14 protein-coding genes and 1 riboswitch are annotated in these 18,065 nt (G+C 43.3%); of the genes, 7 read left to right on the top strand and 7 right to left on the bottom strand.

Features of this window, described 5'->3' with window-relative positions:
• Window positions 1–83 precede the first annotated feature (83 nt).
• From PseudUWO311_RS12240 to PseudUWO311_RS12230, 3 genes are all read left to right on the top strand, one after another.
• Window positions 84–440, top strand: a complete 357-nt coding sequence (locus PseudUWO311_RS12240) for a hypothetical protein (protein WP_223807553.1) — start codon at window positions 84–86, stop codon at window positions 438–440.
• Window positions 440–2,581, top strand: a complete 2,142-nt coding sequence (locus PseudUWO311_RS12235) for a caspase, EACC1-associated type (protein WP_142655517.1) — start codon at window positions 440–442, stop codon at window positions 2,579–2,581. The genes PseudUWO311_RS12240 and PseudUWO311_RS12235 overlap by 1 nt, the downstream gene beginning before the upstream one ends.
• A gap of 445 nt (window positions 2,582–3,026) precedes the next feature.
• Window positions 3,027–3,233: a hypothetical protein gene (locus PseudUWO311_RS12230; RefSeq protein WP_142655516.1), complete on the top strand. Its 207-nt coding sequence runs from the start codon at window positions 3,027–3,029 to the stop codon at window positions 3,231–3,233.
• 333 nt (window positions 3,234–3,566) lie between these two features.
• On the opposite strand, the gene PseudUWO311_RS12225 is transcribed toward PseudUWO311_RS12230, so the two are convergent.
• From PseudUWO311_RS12225 to PseudUWO311_RS12210, 4 genes are all read right to left on the bottom strand, one after another.
• Window positions 3,567–5,012, bottom strand: coding sequence for a flavin monoamine oxidase family protein (locus PseudUWO311_RS12225; RefSeq protein WP_142655515.1), 1,446 nt, complete (start codon window positions 5,010–5,012; stop codon window positions 3,567–3,569).
• Window positions 5,013–5,141: 129 nt separating this feature from the next.
• A complete protein-coding gene (gene glmS / locus PseudUWO311_RS12220) occupies window positions 5,142–7,037 on the bottom strand; it encodes a glutamine--fructose-6-phosphate transaminase (isomerizing) (protein ID WP_142655514.1) in 1,896 nt (631 codons plus the stop codon).
• An 87-nt stretch (window positions 7,038–7,124) separates the two neighbouring features.
• Entirely contained in the window at window positions 7,125–7,625 is a 501-nt protein-coding gene (locus PseudUWO311_RS12215; RefSeq protein WP_142655513.1) for a hypothetical protein, read from the bottom strand.
• A gap of 167 nt (window positions 7,626–7,792) precedes the next feature.
• Entirely contained in the window at window positions 7,793–8,422 is a 630-nt protein-coding gene (locus PseudUWO311_RS12210) for a DUF192 domain-containing protein (RefSeq protein WP_223807552.1), read from the bottom strand.
• A 3-nt stretch (window positions 8,423–8,425) separates the two neighbouring features.
• Between PseudUWO311_RS12210 and PseudUWO311_RS12205 the strand changes: the two genes are divergently transcribed.
• Together PseudUWO311_RS12205 and PseudUWO311_RS12200 are read left to right on the top strand one after the other, a co-directional pair.
• Entirely contained in the window at window positions 8,426–10,645 is a 2,220-nt protein-coding gene (locus tag PseudUWO311_RS12205) for a glycoside hydrolase (RefSeq protein WP_142655512.1), read from the top strand.
• A 24-nt stretch (window positions 10,646–10,669) separates the two neighbouring features.
• The gene (locus tag PseudUWO311_RS12200; RefSeq protein ID WP_142655511.1) at window positions 10,670–11,227 is read left to right on the top strand and encodes a late competence development ComFB family protein; all 558 of its coding nucleotides are present in this window, start codon (window positions 10,670–10,672) and stop codon (window positions 11,225–11,227) included.
• Here the strand turns inward: PseudUWO311_RS12200 and PseudUWO311_RS12195 are convergent.
• Window positions 11,224–12,042 (bottom strand): peroxiredoxin-like family protein, encoded by an 819-nt coding sequence (locus PseudUWO311_RS12195; RefSeq protein WP_142655510.1) that lies wholly within the window; start codon window positions 12,040–12,042, stop codon window positions 11,224–11,226. The genes PseudUWO311_RS12200 and PseudUWO311_RS12195 overlap by 4 nt on opposite strands.
• Window positions 12,043–12,142: 100 nt before the next feature.
• On the opposite strand from PseudUWO311_RS12195, the gene PseudUWO311_RS12190 reads away from it, so the two are divergent.
• Entirely contained in the window at window positions 12,143–12,613 is a 471-nt protein-coding gene (locus tag PseudUWO311_RS12190) for a hypothetical protein (RefSeq protein ID WP_142655509.1), read from the top strand.
• A gap of 246 nt (window positions 12,614–12,859) precedes the next feature.
• Here the strand turns inward: PseudUWO311_RS12190 and PseudUWO311_RS12185 are convergent, their stop codons facing one another.
• Window positions 12,860–14,968 carry a TIGR00300 family protein gene (locus PseudUWO311_RS12185; RefSeq protein WP_142655508.1) on the bottom strand — a complete coding sequence of 703 codons (2,109 nt, stop codon included), beginning with the start codon at window positions 14,966–14,968 and terminating at the stop codon, window positions 12,860–12,862.
• Between the two features lie 342 nt (window positions 14,969–15,310).
• A riboswitch (cyclic di-GMP riboswitch) is annotated at window positions 15,311–15,407 on the top strand.
• Between the two features lie 95 nt (window positions 15,408–15,502).
• The gene (gene moaA / locus PseudUWO311_RS12180) at window positions 15,503–16,486 is read right to left on the bottom strand and encodes a GTP 3',8-cyclase MoaA (protein ID WP_142655507.1); all 984 of its coding nucleotides are present in this window, start codon (window positions 16,484–16,486) and stop codon (window positions 15,503–15,505) included.
• A 167-nt stretch (window positions 16,487–16,653) separates the two neighbouring features.
• On the opposite strand from moaA, the gene PseudUWO311_RS12175 reads away from it, so the two are divergent.
• On the top strand, window positions 16,654–17,574 hold the full coding sequence (locus PseudUWO311_RS12175; RefSeq protein ID WP_142655506.1) for a branched-chain amino acid transaminase: 921 nt from the start codon (window positions 16,654–16,656) through the stop codon (window positions 17,572–17,574).
• Window positions 17,575–18,065 lie beyond the last annotated feature (491 nt).

Genomic DNA, 18,065 nt, shown 5'->3' with positions numbered 1-18,065 from the left:
TTACGAAATATTATAGAATAATCGCCAATCAATAAAAATCTACTGAAGTTATTAACTCTGAGAACAATACTGGCACGATCGCTTTGACGATTACCTTTACCGATCCAGACTTGAAGAGTGAAGAGCGAGATGATGAGGTAGTAAGGTTGCTGGAAGAATTAAGTGATCGTAGTGATATTGATGCAGTAGACCGTGTGCGTGACCCCAATCCACCAGATGGCAATAAGAGCGGTGGTGCTTTTTTGGTGGGAGTGCTGATGGCGGAAGTGAGTGTGGCGAATGCGAAAAAAGTTTTGGGCTTTTTAGGCGATCGCCTTGGTAATAAGCCGATCTCGTTTGAGGTGGAGGGCAATGGCAAGAAACTGAAGGTGAGTGCTAGTAGCCGCGAAGAGTTGGAGTTTGCGATGCAGAAGGCTAAGGAATTTATTGAGGCTGCATAATGGGACGATATGCATTGCTAGTTGGGGTTAGTAATTACACCGTCGATCTTAAGCCTTTGCCTAGTGCAGCGAAGGATGTTGAGGCTCTGCGGCAAGTTTTGGTTAATCCTGAAATTGGTGGCTTTGCGGAGTTGGATGTGGCGGTATTGGTGGATGCAGAGAAAGGGGCGATCGAGTCAGCGATTTACGATCTATTCGCTAATCGTAAAACTGATGATTTGTTGCTTTTGTATTTTTCTGGACATGGGGTGACTGACAGTCGGAATGATTTTTATTTTACAGGGACAAAAACGCGCAAGGATGCTTTGCCGCCAACAGCAGTTTCATCAACTTATGTCCACAGTTTGATGAATCAGAGCCGATCTAAGCGTCAAGTAGTGATTTTGGACTGTTGCCATAGTGGGGCGTTTCCTACGGGAATGACGGCAAAAGATATTGGGATGGCGAATCTGTTGCCGAAGTTGGGTGGTGAAGGTCGGGCGATTTTGACGGCTTCGGATTCGACTCAATATGCGTTTGAGCAAGAGGGTTTTGAGTTGTCGCTCTATACGCATTTTTTGGTAGAAGGATTGCGGACAGGTGCGGCGGATCGAGATGATGATGGGCATGTATCGGTGGATGAGTTGTATGAGTATGTGCGGGATAAGGTGAAGAGTGCGAATAATAATATGTCGCCAGAGTTTTATCCAGTAAAAGAGGGACATCGGATCGTATTAGCAAGGGCTGCTCAAGATGATCCCAAGCTTAAGTTTCGGAAGGAAATTACTAAAATTATTTCTTTCCGAAACGGTAAAATATTTCCCGCTACTCGTCAGTTAATCATTAATGCAAAGCTCAAATATAAAATCGTTGAGACTGATGCTCTAGAGATTGAACAAGAAATTTTAAAACCTTTTATAGAATATGACAACAACCTCAAAGCCTATGAAAGTCTTATTAAGGAAACGATTAAACATGAGTTTCCCTTTAGCGAAATCACACAATTAGAAATAGAGAATTGCGAGATTGATTTTGGTCTGCGTCCAAATGATATTAAAGAAGTTAAGGAACGCATTTTTGAACCAAGACAGACTGAACATGATCGATTGTTTGAGGATCAACAGAAAAAGGTTGCTGAGGCTGCAAGATTGAATCGGCAGCAAGAAGAGTCTGAACAATTGAGATTGCAACAAGTCGCAGCAGCGGAGAGGCAGAAGCAAGAACAGGATCGGCTTTCTCTATTGGAGCAATTGAAAAGACAAGCTGAAGAGGAAGAGCGGCGAAAACGTCAACGAGAGGAAGCTGAACGCAAGAGTAAACCTGTTCAACCAGAATTTGAATTTGAAATTCTCAAAGTCCGTTTGGTTAAAGAAAGTAGTGGTTTTCTGGGGCTTGGCACGAAAACTAAAGTTGAGTTAGAGCGTAAAAAAGGAAAAGCGCAATATATTCGAGAAAATCTAGCCAATGGCGTAACTCTAGTTCTGGTGCGGATTCCTACGGGGAAATTCATGATGGGAAGCAATGAATATTCCACTGAACAGCCTATCCATGAAGCAACTTTGAAAGAGTTTTGGATGGGGAAATATACTGTCACTAATGCTCAGTGGCAAGCGATAATGGGAACGAAGCCATCAAAACAATATGATAGCCAGCCAGTGGTAGGCGTTTCGTGGGATGATGCTAAAGAATTCTGCAAGAAAGCTTCGGAGAAAACAGGAAAATCGATTAGATTGCCTAGTGAAACTGAATGGGAATATGCTTGTCGTGCTGGCACAACTACTCCTTTTCATTTTGGCGAGACGATTACTCCTGATCTAGTTAACTATGACGGTAATGCTCCTTATGGTGATGCGCCAAAAGGAGAATATCGCCAAAAGACTGTTAATGTTGAGAGCTTCTCACCAAATGCATGGGGTTTATATCAAATGCATGGTAATGTGTGGGAATGGTGCGAAGATATCTGGCATGAAAACTATAATGGAATCCCACAAGATGGCTCTGCTTGGCTAGATGGCGGTGAACAGGGTCAAAGGCTTCTCCGTGGTGGTTCTTTTAAATACTATGCGTTCAGTTGTCGTTCTGCGCATCGTCGTAGGTGGCACGCGGATGACGGGGTGGTCATCAAGGCCGGTTTTCGGGTTGTTGCCTCTGTCTTGTCGTAAGGACAACTTTCACTTTACCCTTCTTTCTCTTTTCCCCTCTCGCCGCTAGAACACAGATTAGACGGATTAATGGATTTCACGGATGTAGGGGTTTTGCATTTGCGCCACAATTTCTCAACACACCATGACCATATTTATTCGCAAATGCATAACCCTCTTCGCTTTCACTGATAAATTGTCCCTGCGTTGTGAGGTTGTGGGCAAAGCATTCCCAAATCAAGGGAATCTTAAAATTGATAGATGGCTGTGGTAATGCTATGCCCCTAAGCGATTTGTCGATCGTCACATTATTATTGGTGCGTTACGCTTCGCTAACAGACGCTACAACTGAATGATTTGAGATTAGATTGCGATTCGCGCCCCTCGGAATTAAAACTTGAGGGATGTTTTTTTGAGTTTATAAAATATCGCACTATAATCTAGCTAATATTTCTCCTGTATTTCTATGACATTAACAGAGATCTTGCCATCACTACAAAAGCTATCCCACTTTGAAAAGGTTAAAGCCATCCAGTTTTTAGCAACAGAACTAACTAAAGACGAACAAACCTCAGATATTCTCGAAAATGGAAAAAACTATGAAATTTGGTCGCCATACAACGCTTTCTCAGCAGAAAAAGTGTTAACTGATATGCTACAACTTTTGAAATAGCTCCTAAATCTAAAAATCTATCCAATATGGTGAATTAATAGAATGTAATGAACTCAAGTCTTTTTTATGCTAATTATTTGTGCGTTACGCTTCGCTAACACACGCTACAACTGAATGCGATCGCTGTTGATTTGAGATTAGATTGCGATCGCTATTTGAGCTTAAAACTGATGTTACGTGGAAGGTATTCCTTTAATGGCATAGGTTTAGGGCTGGCACGGGGGCGCAGCCCCTACGGTAACCTCTAGATTTTGGAGTAGGGGCAATCCCCCCGTGGTTGCCCTGCTTTGCTAGCAGCAAGAAATTCATCATCTGAGTTCCACGTAACATCCGTTAAAACTTGAGGGACGATTTTTTAGTAGCGATTCTATTAGCTTCTCTCTCTCCACTCAATAAAGCTCCATGGACAGTTCCTATATGTTTACCATAGGTTGCCTCACCCGCAAAAAACACCCGATCGCCTATAGGTTCCGCCAGGCGATCGCAGTCTTGAATGGAACCATTGATTGAGAAGGTGGAATAGGAACCATAGGCAAATGGGTCATCATGCCATTTGGTCAATATTGTAGCAGTTGGCAACGGAATATCTTTACCAAACATTGCTTGTAAATCAGACATAATGTTCTGCGTTGCTTCAGATTGAGATATTTGTGAGAGCGATCGCGAAAAATTACCGCTAAACATAGCGACTAAAATCGGCTGCTGAATATATTTCTGCCAGTTGTAAAATTCAACATAGCGATCGGGAATATTGCCATTGATATATGCCATGGTGTGAGGCTGTGATGGCCAAAATTGATTAGGGAATTTTAATACTAATTTATTTAAAGCTCCCATACCTAATTGTTCAATTGCTGCTATCTTTGCATCTGGCAATTCTGGCGAGAACTTAATAGAACCACGTTTCAATACACCTAAAGGAACAGTGACAATCACCCTTGAGCCATTAAAAACTCCGCGATCAGTGGTCACTTGTACGCCAGTGTCATCATAGTCAACCTGCTGCACAAGATGCTTAGTCCGAATATCTAAATCTTTGGATAGAGCCTGTACAATCTGCTTATAACCTTGCGGAAAAACTACATCTGCGCCAGAAAATTCGGAATCTTCATCGAAACCTTTGACTCCTAAATTCGCAATATCATCGCCAACTTCACTCTCAATCGTCGAAGCTAGGGTTGCCCGAAATCCTTTAAGAGTGACTCCTGTGAGTTCTTCTGATTCAATTATTTGTTGAGCGATATCTGCTAGAGTTATCTGCTGCGATGATCGTGGGTCTTTTTTTAGCTGGTTAACTCTATTCATAAATGATTGAAAAGCTTTGTCTATAAGCAGTTCATCAGATTCACTTAGCAGTTGCTTGACACCCTTATAATTCCATTGCGATTTAAGATCTGAGATGACAGTCTGAATGTCAAATTGCTTGACTAATGGCGAGATAGGATTACCGTCAACGGTATGAATCCACGCAGCACCGAGATCCAAAGGAAAGCCTAAAGAATTATCTGTCCAAATTCTCCCCCCGATGCGATCGCGACCTTCTAAGATAATTACCCGATATCCTTGAGCTTGCAATTTTTTTGCCGCAGTGATTCCTGCAATCCCTGCACCAATGACGATAATTTGTTGTTTATCTTCGCTATCCATTGGCGATGGATTGACTGAGCGATCATCAGAGTTGCTCAATGCACCGCCACAGCTACAAAGCCAACTTGCCGCTCCAGCATAGGTCAAGTTCCGAGCATGAAGTAAAAATTTTCGACGATTATATTTGTCCATAAATTTTTTTCATTGTCCTAGCCTGTTGAGGCTTTAAATTGTCCAGAGAAACTTGTAAAAGCTACGCGAAACGTAGCTTTTACAAGTTTCTCTGAGTTTTAAGGCGGCGCAATGTACTGTCTTTTTAATCTATTCAACCGTGACAGATTTTGCGAGATTTCGGGGTTGATCGACATCTAAACCACGATGTGCAGCCACATGATAGGACAGCAGTTGCAACGGAATTACGGTCAGAATTGGCGAGAAAATCTCATCAACCACAGGAATCGGCAAAATGTAATCAAATACCTCATGCGCCGCAGGATCATCAAGAGGCGCAACCCCAATCAATTTCGCATCCCTCGCTTTCGCTTCTTGTGAATTAGAAAGAACCTTCTCGTAGACCGACCCAGGGGTAGCGATCGCAACTACAGGTACATCCTCATCAAGCAATGCGATCGGTCCATGCTTCATCTCACCTGCGGGATATCCCTCAGCATGAATGTAGCTGATCTCTTTAAGCTTGAGTGCACCTTCGAGAGCGATCGGGAAGTTAATCCCACGACCTAAGAAGATGAAATCCTTAGTATGGGTAAATTGGCGCGAAAGATCTTCAATATAGCGTTCTTGACCTTCGAGAATTCGTTCCATATAGGCAGGAAGTTGTCGTAATCCTTCAATTAATTCTTGACTTCTCGCTTCGGTTAATGTGCCTTTAGCAGCACCAAACTCTAATGCTAATAAATAGAACATCAGCAATTGAGCCACAAAGGTTTTTGTCGCCGCCACACCGATCTCAATTCCTGCTTGAGTATCAATTACTGCATCCGAAATTCGTCCTATGGAGCTTTCCACACGATTGGTAATACCCAGACAGCGATCGCCTCTTGATTTGGCAAGCTCCAACGCAGCCAGAGTATCCGCCGTTTCGCCCGACTGAGTTACACCGATCACAAGGGTATTCTTTAAAGAAGGCGGCGGCGAATAGCGATACTCAGAAGCATATTGAACGCTAGTTGGTACACCTGCAAGCTGCTCTAATAAATATTTGCCTACGAGAGAGGCGTGCCAACTAGTTCCACAAGCAATAATCTCCACCCGCTCAATCGGCTCGATGAAACCTGTGGGTAGTCCTAGATCAACTTTATTAGTCTCACTAACATAAATTGCTAATCCTGTCCGAAACACCCCAGGTTGCTCATAAATTTCCTTGAGCATATAGTGCTTAAAGCCTTGCTTCTCCACCATCGTGGGATTCCAGTTGAGAGTTTGGGGTGCGCGGCGGAGGCGATCGCCTTTGGAGTTATAGACTTGTACCGACTCTCTAGTCAGTCGTGCAATTTCACCATTTTCCAGAGAAATCACGGTGCGCGTATAGGCGACTAACGCAGGCGTATCCGAAGCACAAAAATTCTCATCTTTGCCAATACCAATGACTAGCGGCGCTTGCTGACGTACAACAACTATTTCATCGGGATAATCAGCATGAATAACTGCGATCGCATAGGCTCCTTGCAATTTTGCGATCGTCAGTCTTACTGCTTCAAACAGCACTGAGGGAGACTTGTCAGGAATCATATTGCCTTGCTTTTCCAACTGAGTTAGAAATTCGGCAATCATATGGGGAATTACTTCTGTATCAGTTTCGCTGACAAAAATATGACCAAGCTGTTTTAACTCAGAGCGAAGAATATGGTAGTTCTCAACAATCCCATTCTGCACAACCGCAAGATTTCCCATGGTATTGGTATGGGGATGAGCATTATGCTCTTCAGGCTTGCCATGAGTTGCCCAGCGTGTGTGACCAATACCAATCGATGCTTGAGGAGCGGTATCAGCCTTTAACTTTTCCTCTAGTTGGATTAGCTTGCCCTTGGCTCTGACCCGATGTAAATAACGATCAATTGGGCGATCGGCTGGGTGATCAAGTAAGGGAATTGTGGCAACGCCTGCGGAGTCATAGCCGCGATATTCGAGTTTGCGTAACCCTGAGATTAAAACTTCATTTGCCGAGCGATGTCCGATGTAGCCAACAATTCCACACATAATGTCAAGTTGAGATAAATACGATCATGATTCCTTGCGCATCGCGCAAGGAATCATGATCGTATTTAACCATGTGAAGTTCCTACATTAATATCCTAGGCTTTCATTTTGCTTTTTCTTTGGAAGCTCAGACACAGTAGACGGGACTTCACGCTTTGGGCGGAGAGGAGCAGCTTGCAAAAAAATTGACTTCTCGGGACTTTCGCGAACCAAATCCCCCGGCTTCTTTTGAATTGATTGCAGCATCTCATTATCAAATGAACCTGCGGCATTTGTTAATTGACGCTCTTGACGCTGGAGTTGTTCGAGCTTTTTATATTGCTGATTCCACTGCTCTTGGGCATATACAGTCCAACCGTAGATCGCGAATACTGAAATAGTGAGGATTACAGTCGCAGCGATAGACAGCTTTTGAGTGGTCATCAAGACCCGCAACCACAGAGGCAGAGGAAATGAGTTAGTACGAGGCAACCGCTTTACATTGCGATTTTTGATCGGTTGGGGACTTGCCTGCCGAAGTTTATTCTTGCGATCAAGAGGCTGCGGGTATCTCTGTGGTTCAGGGCTTCTTGCTCTGCTAGCTGTCATTTTTTTTACTCTTCTTTCACTCAAGATTCACCACTGCTACTTTTAGCACTTTCAGGGAGAAATTACTAAGTAGTTTTGAACATTTTGAAATTTATTTACTTTTGTTCAATATTGCCATGCAATATCTTTGAATTTGCAAACAATTTCGGACTATAGAATTATAGTGGTCATTGATTTTTTGGCAACAAGAATTTAACAGTAATCCGATCGCCTTCCTTCAAGCCAATTTCTTGGGTTAGCCCCGCTCTCACTTCAAGTACGTTGTCCGCAACTACGCCTCCCTCAGGATAAACAGGACAAGGATCGCTCTTACAAGTCGTAGCGTTGCGGGCGATCGCCTTAACTTCGCCATCTAGTAAGAAAATAATATCAAGAGGTGAAGGGGTATTTTTCATCCAAAAGGCTACGGGACGTGCAGGCGTAAAAACAAACAACATCCCGCGATCGTCAGCCAATGGGGGACGAAACATTAGCCCTTTTTCTTGTTCCTTGAAAGTATTGGCTACCTCAAGCTGAATTTCGCGTCCTGAAATTGTCGCTATGGCAGTAATTGGCAAATATTGAGCCAGTTCTGAGACTAGTTTGGGTTTAGCTTGAGGTGCGATCGTTTGTGGAGATGATGTCGCGGGTATCTCTGATGCTGTGGGGTTCTTAGCTGTATCACTAGATACAGGTGCACAGCCCATCAAACAAAGATAGAGGCTAACCGTACATAGCTTTATACAAAGTGTTTGGATCGAACTATGATTAGGTGTGTCACAATTTCTAGAAGTATCGCCAGTCATATTGCCAGTCATCCTATGTCATATCCTCTACATATCGCATTTATCTGGCACCAACATCAACCTCTCTACAAAAGCGCAATCGCAGGTAAGTATCATTTGCCTTGGGTGAGGTTGCATGGCGTAAAAGATTATTTGGATTTAGCGTTGATGTTGTCAAGATATCCTAAGCTACATCAAACGATCAATCTTGTGCCATCGCTGATCCTGCAATTGCAGGATTATGTTGAAGGAAATGCATTTGATCCTTACTTGGCTTTGACTTTAACACCTGTCGATACATTAACGCGATCGCAAAAACATTTCATAGTCGAGCATTTCTTTGATGCTAATCATCAGACGATGATCGAGCCATATCATCGCTATGCCGATCTATTAGCTCAGAAACAAGCCTGTGGGATTGAGTGGTGTGTCAATAATTGGCTAGCACCAGATTTTAGCGATTTACTTGCATTGCATAACTTGGCATGGATTGATCCTCTATTCCGAGATGCCGATCCTGAAATTGCTGAATGGTACGATCGCGGCAAGGATTTTACCCTCGCTGATCGACAAAGAATTTATAGTAAGCAGCGAGATATTATTTCCCGAATTTTGCCGCAGCATCGAAAAATGCAAAAAAATGGGCAACTAGAAATTACCACCACGCCCTACACGCATCCGATCATGCCGCTTTTAGCCGATACGCAAGCAGGTAGGATCGCTGTGCCACAGATGTATCTGCCCAATCATCGCTTCCGCCATGAGCCAGACATTACGCTACATCTAGAAAAAGCAAAAGAAGTTTACCGCCAACACTTTAGCTGCGATCCCAGAGGTTTATGGCCCTCAGAGCAGTCTGTTAGCCCTGCCATCTTGCCGCATGTTTCTAAGCAAGGATTTTCTTGGTTATGTTCTGACGAAGGTGTATTAGGCTGGAGTCTTGGACATTATTTCCGACGAGATGAGCGCGGGGCGATCGATGCACCACATTTGCTCTATCAACCCTATCGACTTGAAACAATTCATGGGGACTTAGCAATTATTTTCCGCGATCGCCTACTCTCGGATTTGATCGGTTTTAGTTATGGTGCACTTTTGCCTCAAGCTGCTAGCGATGATTTGTGCGATCGTTTGATGACTATTCAAAAGCAACAAAATGAATATCTCGCACAGCATCCTGAAGGAAAGCCTTGGCTAGTGACGATCGCCCTTGACGGCGAAAATTGCTGGGAATTTTATCCTCAAGATGGCAACCCATTCTTGCAAACTCTTTACGAAAATCTTTCCAACAATGAAAATCTAAAACTGGTTACACCCTCTGAATATCTAGAGAAATTCTCACCCACTGAAAAAATCCCACCTCACCAGTTGCATAGTGGCTCATGGATTGACTCTAGCTTTACCACATGGATCGGCGATCCAGTTAAAAACCGCGCTTGGGAGTTACTTGCAGAAGCACGGCAAATATTGGCTATGCACGCAGAAGCTACACCAGAAAATAATCCTGAAGCATGGGAAAGCCTAATGGCAGCCGAAGGCTCGGATTGGTTTTGGTGGTTTGGCGAAGGACATAGTTCAAATGACGACGCGATGTTTGATCGCCTATTTCGTGAGCATTTGCAGGTGATTTATCGTGCTCTCAATGAGCCAGTACCCCACGCATTGCTATATCCTCTTGAGCCTCATGATGTCTCCACTAGCGATCGACCTACTAGCCTCATTGAGCCAATGATTAATGGCCGATTTGAAAATGATGATTGGCAAGGGGCTGGCAAAATTGAAGTTAGTGGGGCAAGGGGGGCAATGCATCAAAATACGCCCGTCAAGCGACTATGGTACGGTTACGATCATTTTTATTGCTACTTGCGCCTAGAATTTAGTAATCTAGAGAGCGTCGCTCAAAGTAAACTACATTTGTTGTGGTTTTATCCTAGTCGGATTCATCCCAACAGTCCTGTGCAACTTCTTGACATGCCTGATGTGTCGCCGCTAAATTATTTGTTTCGCCATCACCTAACGATCAATTTTGCTGATAAGTCAGTCCAGCTTCAAGAATCTACAGAACAATTTCAGTGGGAAACTATCGCAACTCATACGAAAATAGGCTTTGAGCAATGCCTAGAAGTTGCTATACCTTGGAGCGATTTGGCTGTTAAGCCCCAGTCTGTAGCACGACTGGTGATCTTGCTCAGCCAAAAAGAGCATTTCCAGATGTCTCTGCCTGAGTATACGATTATTCCTATTGAAGTACCTTAGTGTTGCGTTATTAAAGAGATAACAGTGGAAAAGATAGTAAAAACCAGCATTGAGTCGATTGTCGAACAGGCTTTACAAGATGGCTACCTAACTCCTGCGATGGAAGCCGAAGTGGGGCGGATTTGCGATAGCGCGTTTGAGCTATCAGTTGAAGAGTATATGGCTCTTGATCGTCTGATGGGTGCATTGCTTACGGGGGAAGTCGTTGCTGTACCTCGCAAGCAGTTTATCAATGTCATGGAAGAATTGGTTTTGAGTGAAGCTGTGGCAAGAGTCGCTGAGATCGAAGCCAATACTAATAAAGTTTTGGATTTGGGGGATATTGCCGCTTATGCGCTCAACCGTTTACCGCCTTTGTATGCCACCACTGAGCAAGGGGCTAATTATCAACGGGACAGAGCTCTTGCCGATCTACAGCATTTGATCGCGCAGCAGGTTAAAGAAGCGATCGATCGCAATCTAGATCGTCCAGAATTCTTCCCCGATCGCTCTAGTTTTGGCTCTGTCAATAAAGATTCTGTCCTTTCACAGCTAAGCAACCTACTCCAAGCTTATGCCCCTGACTTTGAGGAAAAAGTTTAAGGAGAGGTTACTTTTTGCGTAGATGATTGTTCAGAAAATTGATCAGAAAATAAAAACGCTAATGGATAGCTGGGATTAGCAGAAAATCCTAAAATGCCGCGATCTCTATGTTCGTAGGTTAATTTTTTCTCAGCATCAAACAGAAAAGTGCCGCCGCGCTGTGTCATGTGCGATGCATCAGGAACATAGGCTGTCCAATTGCCTAAAACCTCAGCCATATTTCGCAGTCGCAATGTTGCGAGTTCAAAAGGACGTTGAAATCCGCTACCACCAGCCCATTTAAAGAAAGAACCCTTTAATGGTGGTAATGGTGCGGCTTTGATAATTTCTTCATCACCGATTAGTTGTGGTGCATTGCGATCGCCTCGGTAGCCGCGAAATACTTCAGCTAATGTGCCTTGGCTGCCAATCCCTGCGCACATCAACATTAGATTCACCCAAGCGCTCTGTCCTGATGAAAGGAGAGGGAATTTAGTGGTTAACCCTGAATAGAGATTTAATTGACGATGTAATTCACCTGTAGGATCGACAAACAACCAATTTTTATCGAAGCCTGTAAATTTACAAAAATATTCTCCCGACTGACGATCGCCAATACCAATAGCGCGAATAGCTATTCCTGCTGATTTAATGCGATCGATTTCTCTTTGCATCCACCAAATATATTCAAGGCTGTCAAAATCGCCTAATTGGGGTAGTACTAAAATTAGTTTGCGTTGCGCAGATTCACAGCCTTCAAGAATTGAGGCGATCGCGCCATCGCCAACACGCTGCCGTTGGGTTTGACTCAGGATTTCGTAAGTGTTTTGATTCATAGGGTTATATTGAGATTGCGATCGCTATATATTTTAAAGATAACGTTTCTTCAAGCAATGTCATTACGCCTCATTTTAATTCCTTAGCCAACGCCGCAAAATGAAATCAACTTTTCACCTTGTAGCAGTTCTGTTTTTATCATTAATTCCCAGTGCTGCATTTGCAGAGCCCATTGTTATCAAAACAGCACCTGCTGCAAATACAAATTACTATCCTTGGATCGTACAACTCTCCCAAAGTCCAACTGATTGGTTTGAGAGCGATGTCAATGCAAAGGTTAAGGGTCGAGCATACCGTGTAGTGGTTCTTCTTGAAGATATATATAACAGTGTATTTATTGAGCAGGTCACCTTTGGTATAGAAGGTTGCTGCAAAAAAGTATCAAGCGTACGGCGGTTTGATATAAAAAATTTCTCTGCAAAATTTGGCTTCGCTGGCGAAATCTCTGGATTTAGGTTTATGCGTTGGCTAAGCCCAACATCATTTATCTTCCGTTACAAAGATCGCCTTTTTGTAATGACTGCGATCGACAAACTCGAAGTTACGGTCGAACCATATTTTGAAGACTAATACCAAAACATAAAATGGCTACGCCTTTTTATGTTTTGGTATTACAGCGCTTTGCGCTCAAAAACAAATCAAGAAAAAATTTAAAAGCGTTGCAAAGCAACGCTTTTAAATTTTTTCTTGTGGCTCGTTTGATCGGCAATTGTTGTATGTCAAAGCATAAAATGCTGTAGAAAAATAAAGCCAAAAAAATGAGTAGAGGTGCTTGGCACCTCTACTCATTTTTTTGGCTTACACCAATTTAGTCTTCTAAACGCCAACTGCTACAGGGCTATCCATCTTCTTCAATTGCTGAACCAGCAAGCTGAGAAATAGACCAACATCGGTGACCACGCCAACAGACTCCACCGAACCGCGATCAGATAGTTTGGTCACAACCGCAGGATTGATATCTACACAAACCATCTTCACACCAGCAGGAGTCATGTTGCCCACACCGATAGAATGCAACATAGAAGAAAGCATTAAAATCATATCGGCATTGCGAATCTGTTCGCTGTAAAGTCGCTGAGCTTCAAGCAAATCCATTACGGTATCAGGCAGGGGACCATCATCGCGAATGGAGCCAGCAAGGACAAAAGGAATATTATTAGTTACGCATTCGTACATCACGCCAGTTTTTACAAAACCAGCTTCTACAGCCTTATGAATACTGCCATAGCGGCGGACTGAGTTAATCACTTTCAGGTGATGGCGATGTCCTCCCTTGACGCTGACACCACGCTTGAGATCAACACCGAGGGAAGTACCCATCGATGATTGTTCCATGTCGTGAACAGCGATCGCATTGCCACCTAGCATTGATTGTACATAGCCTTCACGGATCAAGTAGGCAAGGTGAGGAGCGCCGCCAGTATGTACAACGACAGGGCCACAGGAGACAACCAACTTGCCACCGCGATCGCGAATTTGACGAAGTTCCCATGCGATCTGTTCGACAATAAGTTCGACGCGACGTTCGCTGGACACACCCGCACCCATGAAGGAAAACTCTTCCTTCTTTGCAGTATCTCTAGCTTCAGGTTTACGGACAGTCCGTACACCGTCATATCCAACAACTACGCGATCGCCGACCACGAGATCGCGCAAAAGTTTACAGTTAGCAGAGCCATCGGCACTAATTGCGATCGCGGCATCCATACGCTGATTGGTGCAACGAATCCATTCGCCATCAACACAGGCTTCAGTAGGATAAATCGTGCTGACATAGAAATCATCAGGAGCGACTCCATCTTGTAATACAGGCTCAAGATTGGCAGCGCATGTGTCACGATCTTGCAATACTGCACCAATTTCAATCAGTTCACCCATGATCGTTTCCATGAGGTCATGAGATGGCGCAGAGATGCGAATTCGAGCTAGGGACGTACTTTGTCTCTGTTCACCAAGGTTGAACTCTAGTACTTGGAAACTGCCACCATTATCAGTTACTAAATCAAGAGCGCGATTGATAATGCCTGAGTCGAGTAAATGTCCTGTTAACTCGACAATACGAGCTTCTACACCACTTGGCTCAATTGCCTCCTGTTCGCTACTGATCGGAACTTCAATAGTTCGTAAAGTCAAGCACTTAGCGGCTCCACCTGCTTTTAGAAACTCGGTAAGAGGCGTTTCGATCACCGTAAACCCAGCATTGGTAATGCGTTGTTTTAAGCGATCGCTGATTTTGTTCATGACCACATTGCGATCGACGTTAACTGCATTACAAGCAAAATTAACGGCATCAGCTTCTTCGATGATGATGCGCTTATCAGATGGAACACGCATCTCAATCAAACGATTGGAATAGGAATCAAAAGCGGGGGGATAGTAAAGTAAATAGCCACCTGTAAGAGGACAGAAGCAGGTATCGAGATGATAAAAGCGATTGTCGATTAAACGTAGCGAAAGAACTTCGACATCGAGCCATTTCGCCAAATAAGGATGAGCATCTAGTTCTGAACGGAAACCATAGCCAGCCCATAGCCAACCACCATTGCGATCAAATAGGGCATCACCTGCACCTTCAAAAGGTAAATCCTTGGGCAGTTCAAACACTGTAAAGCCCTTAGACTCAAACCATGCTTTGAAATAAGGTTCTTCGCCTTGACGCTCTTTGTGTAAAAAACGACTCAATACCGCTTTGTCACCTAATACCAATCCAGCGTTGGCGGTAAATACCATGTCTGGCCAGCCCTTAGCAGGTGTCACTAGCTCGACATTTACTAAGCCTTTGAGGACTTCATGCAGTTTTTGCCATTGCACTACAGCGCGATCGCGGCTAGATTTGTGAACATTGCCCTCCATCCAAGGATTGATCACATAGTCTACGTCGTAGTGATCGGGGGCACACATCAGATAATTCAGTTGGGCAGTCATAAATAAAGTAAATAATTAGAGGAGAATGCAATTTTTGGTCACATCCATACTGGCAGCCACCAAAAATTGCCAAACAATTGCAAAGCTGCCAATCTTTAATCATACCTAATGGTTTATGCGGTAAACCCTTACAAAAGTTATCATCTCTTGATAATTGTTGCGATCTCAAACAAAAAACAAAAGGCAGTTGCGGTACTTTGTACAGCAACTGCCTTTTGTTTTTTGTTTTACTGAGCTTTTAGCCAACCTCCAAAAAAATTTGTCATAAACTATTGCAAATAAGTAGGAAATAGGATAGATTATCAATAGACCCATCCTATTCCCCCCCGTGTGGGTCTGGTATCCCCGAAATGGCAATTACTTCCGAAAGGGGTAAGCGCAAATTAGTAGACCTAAAGCTATCCGCTACACATACGGTATGGTGGCTACTGATGCCGAAGGGATATTTTGTATTTCTAAAACCAAATAAAAAATAAAGCTCGCATCGCGAGCTTTATTTTTAGTAATAGGGGTTCGCGGCAAAAACCATTGCTGCTAGCCGCCAATTTGAGACATGGTGCGAAGATAACTTTTTTGCTCACCAGTTCCCCGATCGCGTTCTTTAAAATTAATTTCATCCTTGAGATTCAGCAAATCACGTACCGCGATTCTTAGCTCAGTAAAATCTTGACCCTGACGTAATGCCGTTTTGAGATCAATTTGTCCAGCTTCATTTAATAAACATGGACGCAACAAGCCATCCGCAGAGAGGCGCATCCGATTGCAGCGTTCGCAAAAACATTCAGACATTTGACTAATAAAGCCCAAAGTCCCTTTCGCATTTGGGATTTTGAATACATCGGCTGGCCCATTGCCTTTGCAATTACCAGCATCTAAGCCATAGCGATCGCCTATTTGTTGGCGCAAGGTTGCTGAGTCTACCCAACCTTTATGGGTAAAAAGGCTGTCATTACCGATCGGCATAAATTCAATAAACCGAATATGCCAATTGCGATCGATACTCAAAGCCGCTAAATCTAATATTTCGCGATCGTTCATATCTGGCACGACCACCACATTTAACTTAAGTGGATCAAAACCCACTTCGTGAGCCGCTAAAATTCCTCCCCATACCTTTTCCCAGAGATTGCGCCCTGTAATCTGCCGAAACACATCGTGATCGAGGGAATCAAGACTAATATTAATTCGCCGTAACCCAGCTTCGTACAAAGGTTTTGCTAATTCGCCTAGCATAAAACCATTAGTGGTCATCGACAAATCTTCGACACCCTGTAAATTTGCGATCGCTTCTACCAAGCTCACCAAATCTCGCCGCAGTAAAGGTTCACCCCCAGTTAGTCGAAATTTCTTAAAGCCAAGGGGAATAAATACCTCTTTTAATAATGCGATTAATTCATCATTGGTGAGGCTTTCCTGCGCTTGAATATAATCAACTTCTGCGCCTTCAGGCATACAGTAGGTGCAACGAAAATTGCAGCGATCGATCAAACTGATGCGAAGGTAGTCAACAGTATTCACAGATTTATGTCCTTGTGGTGTGCATTGCGGCAATTAATTGTGGCGCTTTAAACCACGATTAATCTCTATTTTTTCAGGCACGGCGCGAATTGCTGCCGATAATTTTCTGAGTTTTAATTAATCCTAGTTATATGATAGAAAAATAATTGATCAAGATGTGTTAAACCATGACCTTACAGTACGCCTATATACGCGGAACATTCGTCCCTCTCGAAGATGCCACTATTAATATTCGCACCCACGCATTTCTATACGGCACGGCTGTTTTTGAAGGTATCAAGGCGTATTGGCTACCAGAAGAAAACCGTATGGCGGCTTTTCGCCTTAAAGAGCATTACCAACGACTGATCCAAAGTTGCCGCATTATTGGCTTACAACATCCTCTCGATGTTGAGACGATGATTCATCTCACTTCTGAGTTAATTCAGCGTAATCAATGCAACTCAGCTACATATATTCGTCCGATTATCTACAAAGCTGACCTTCGGATTGGACCAATTCTTAAAGTGCCTCATACCCATGATGATTTCTGCCTGTTCTCTGTGCCGATGGATGGATACCTTGATACTAGCAATGGTATCAAAGTGGGTGTGTCTTCATGGCGACGTTTAGATGACAATGCTATCCCTGCTAGGGCAAAAGTGAATGGTGCTTATGTAAATACAGCTCTCGCTAAAACTGATGGTTATGCTTCTGGCTTTGATGATGTTGTGGTTTTAACTAATGAAGGTCATGTTGCCGAAGGAAGTGCAATGAATCTCTTTTTGGTAAGAGATGGAAAACTAATCACTAGTTCTATTACTGACAATATTCTCGAAGGTATCACTCGTAGTTCGGTAATGGAGTTAGCGGCAAAAGAACTAGGAATAGAGACTGTATCCCGTACGATCGATCGCACCGAGTTATATATTGCCGATGAAGCGTTTTTTGTCGGTACTGCTACGGAACTCGCGCCAATCACCAGCTTCGATCATCGCCCTGTTGGTGATGGAACTATCGGTGAGATCACAAAGAAGCTCCGCGACTTATACAGCAAGGCTGTCCAAGGGCTTCTACCCGATTATCATCACTGGTTGACCAAAGTCTAAGCGACCTTTAATACCAAAACACAAAATGGCGTAGCCATTTTGTGTTTTTAAAACCCTTACAGGGTTTGGTTTTTAATTCACGAAAGTGTAGCCACACTTTCAGAAATTGGTATAAGAATGGTCTAGCTCCCCCGCCCCCTTGCAAGGCGGACTTACCCCCTTTAATTCCCCCTTGCAAAGGCAGGGCTATTTCAAAAATGAGTAAATCAGAGTAAGGGATTGATAAATAGCTTTCAATGTTGATTATTCTGGTATTTACTGTTATTTGACTAAATTTAGTCTTTAACTTTTGATTAAAGTCTCAGACTTTAAACGAGATTTAGCCATTTGAGACATTGATTAGCACTAACGCCGATCAGAGAAATTAGCTAAATTTAGTTGTTTTGAGTCAAATAGTATAAAGAAAATATTGAGAAGTATATTTACTCTTATTATCTTCAATTACCTAGTTTTTGAAATATCCCTGCCCTTTGCAAGGGGAGGGTTAGGGT

Source organism: Pseudanabaena sp. UWO311 (assembly GCF_006937785.1).
Lineage (GTDB): Bacteria > Cyanobacteriota > Cyanobacteriia > Pseudanabaenales > Pseudanabaenaceae > Pseudanabaena.
The sequence above is the reverse complement of the archived record's forward strand: the minus strand, read 5'-3'. Positions and strand labels throughout refer to the sequence as shown.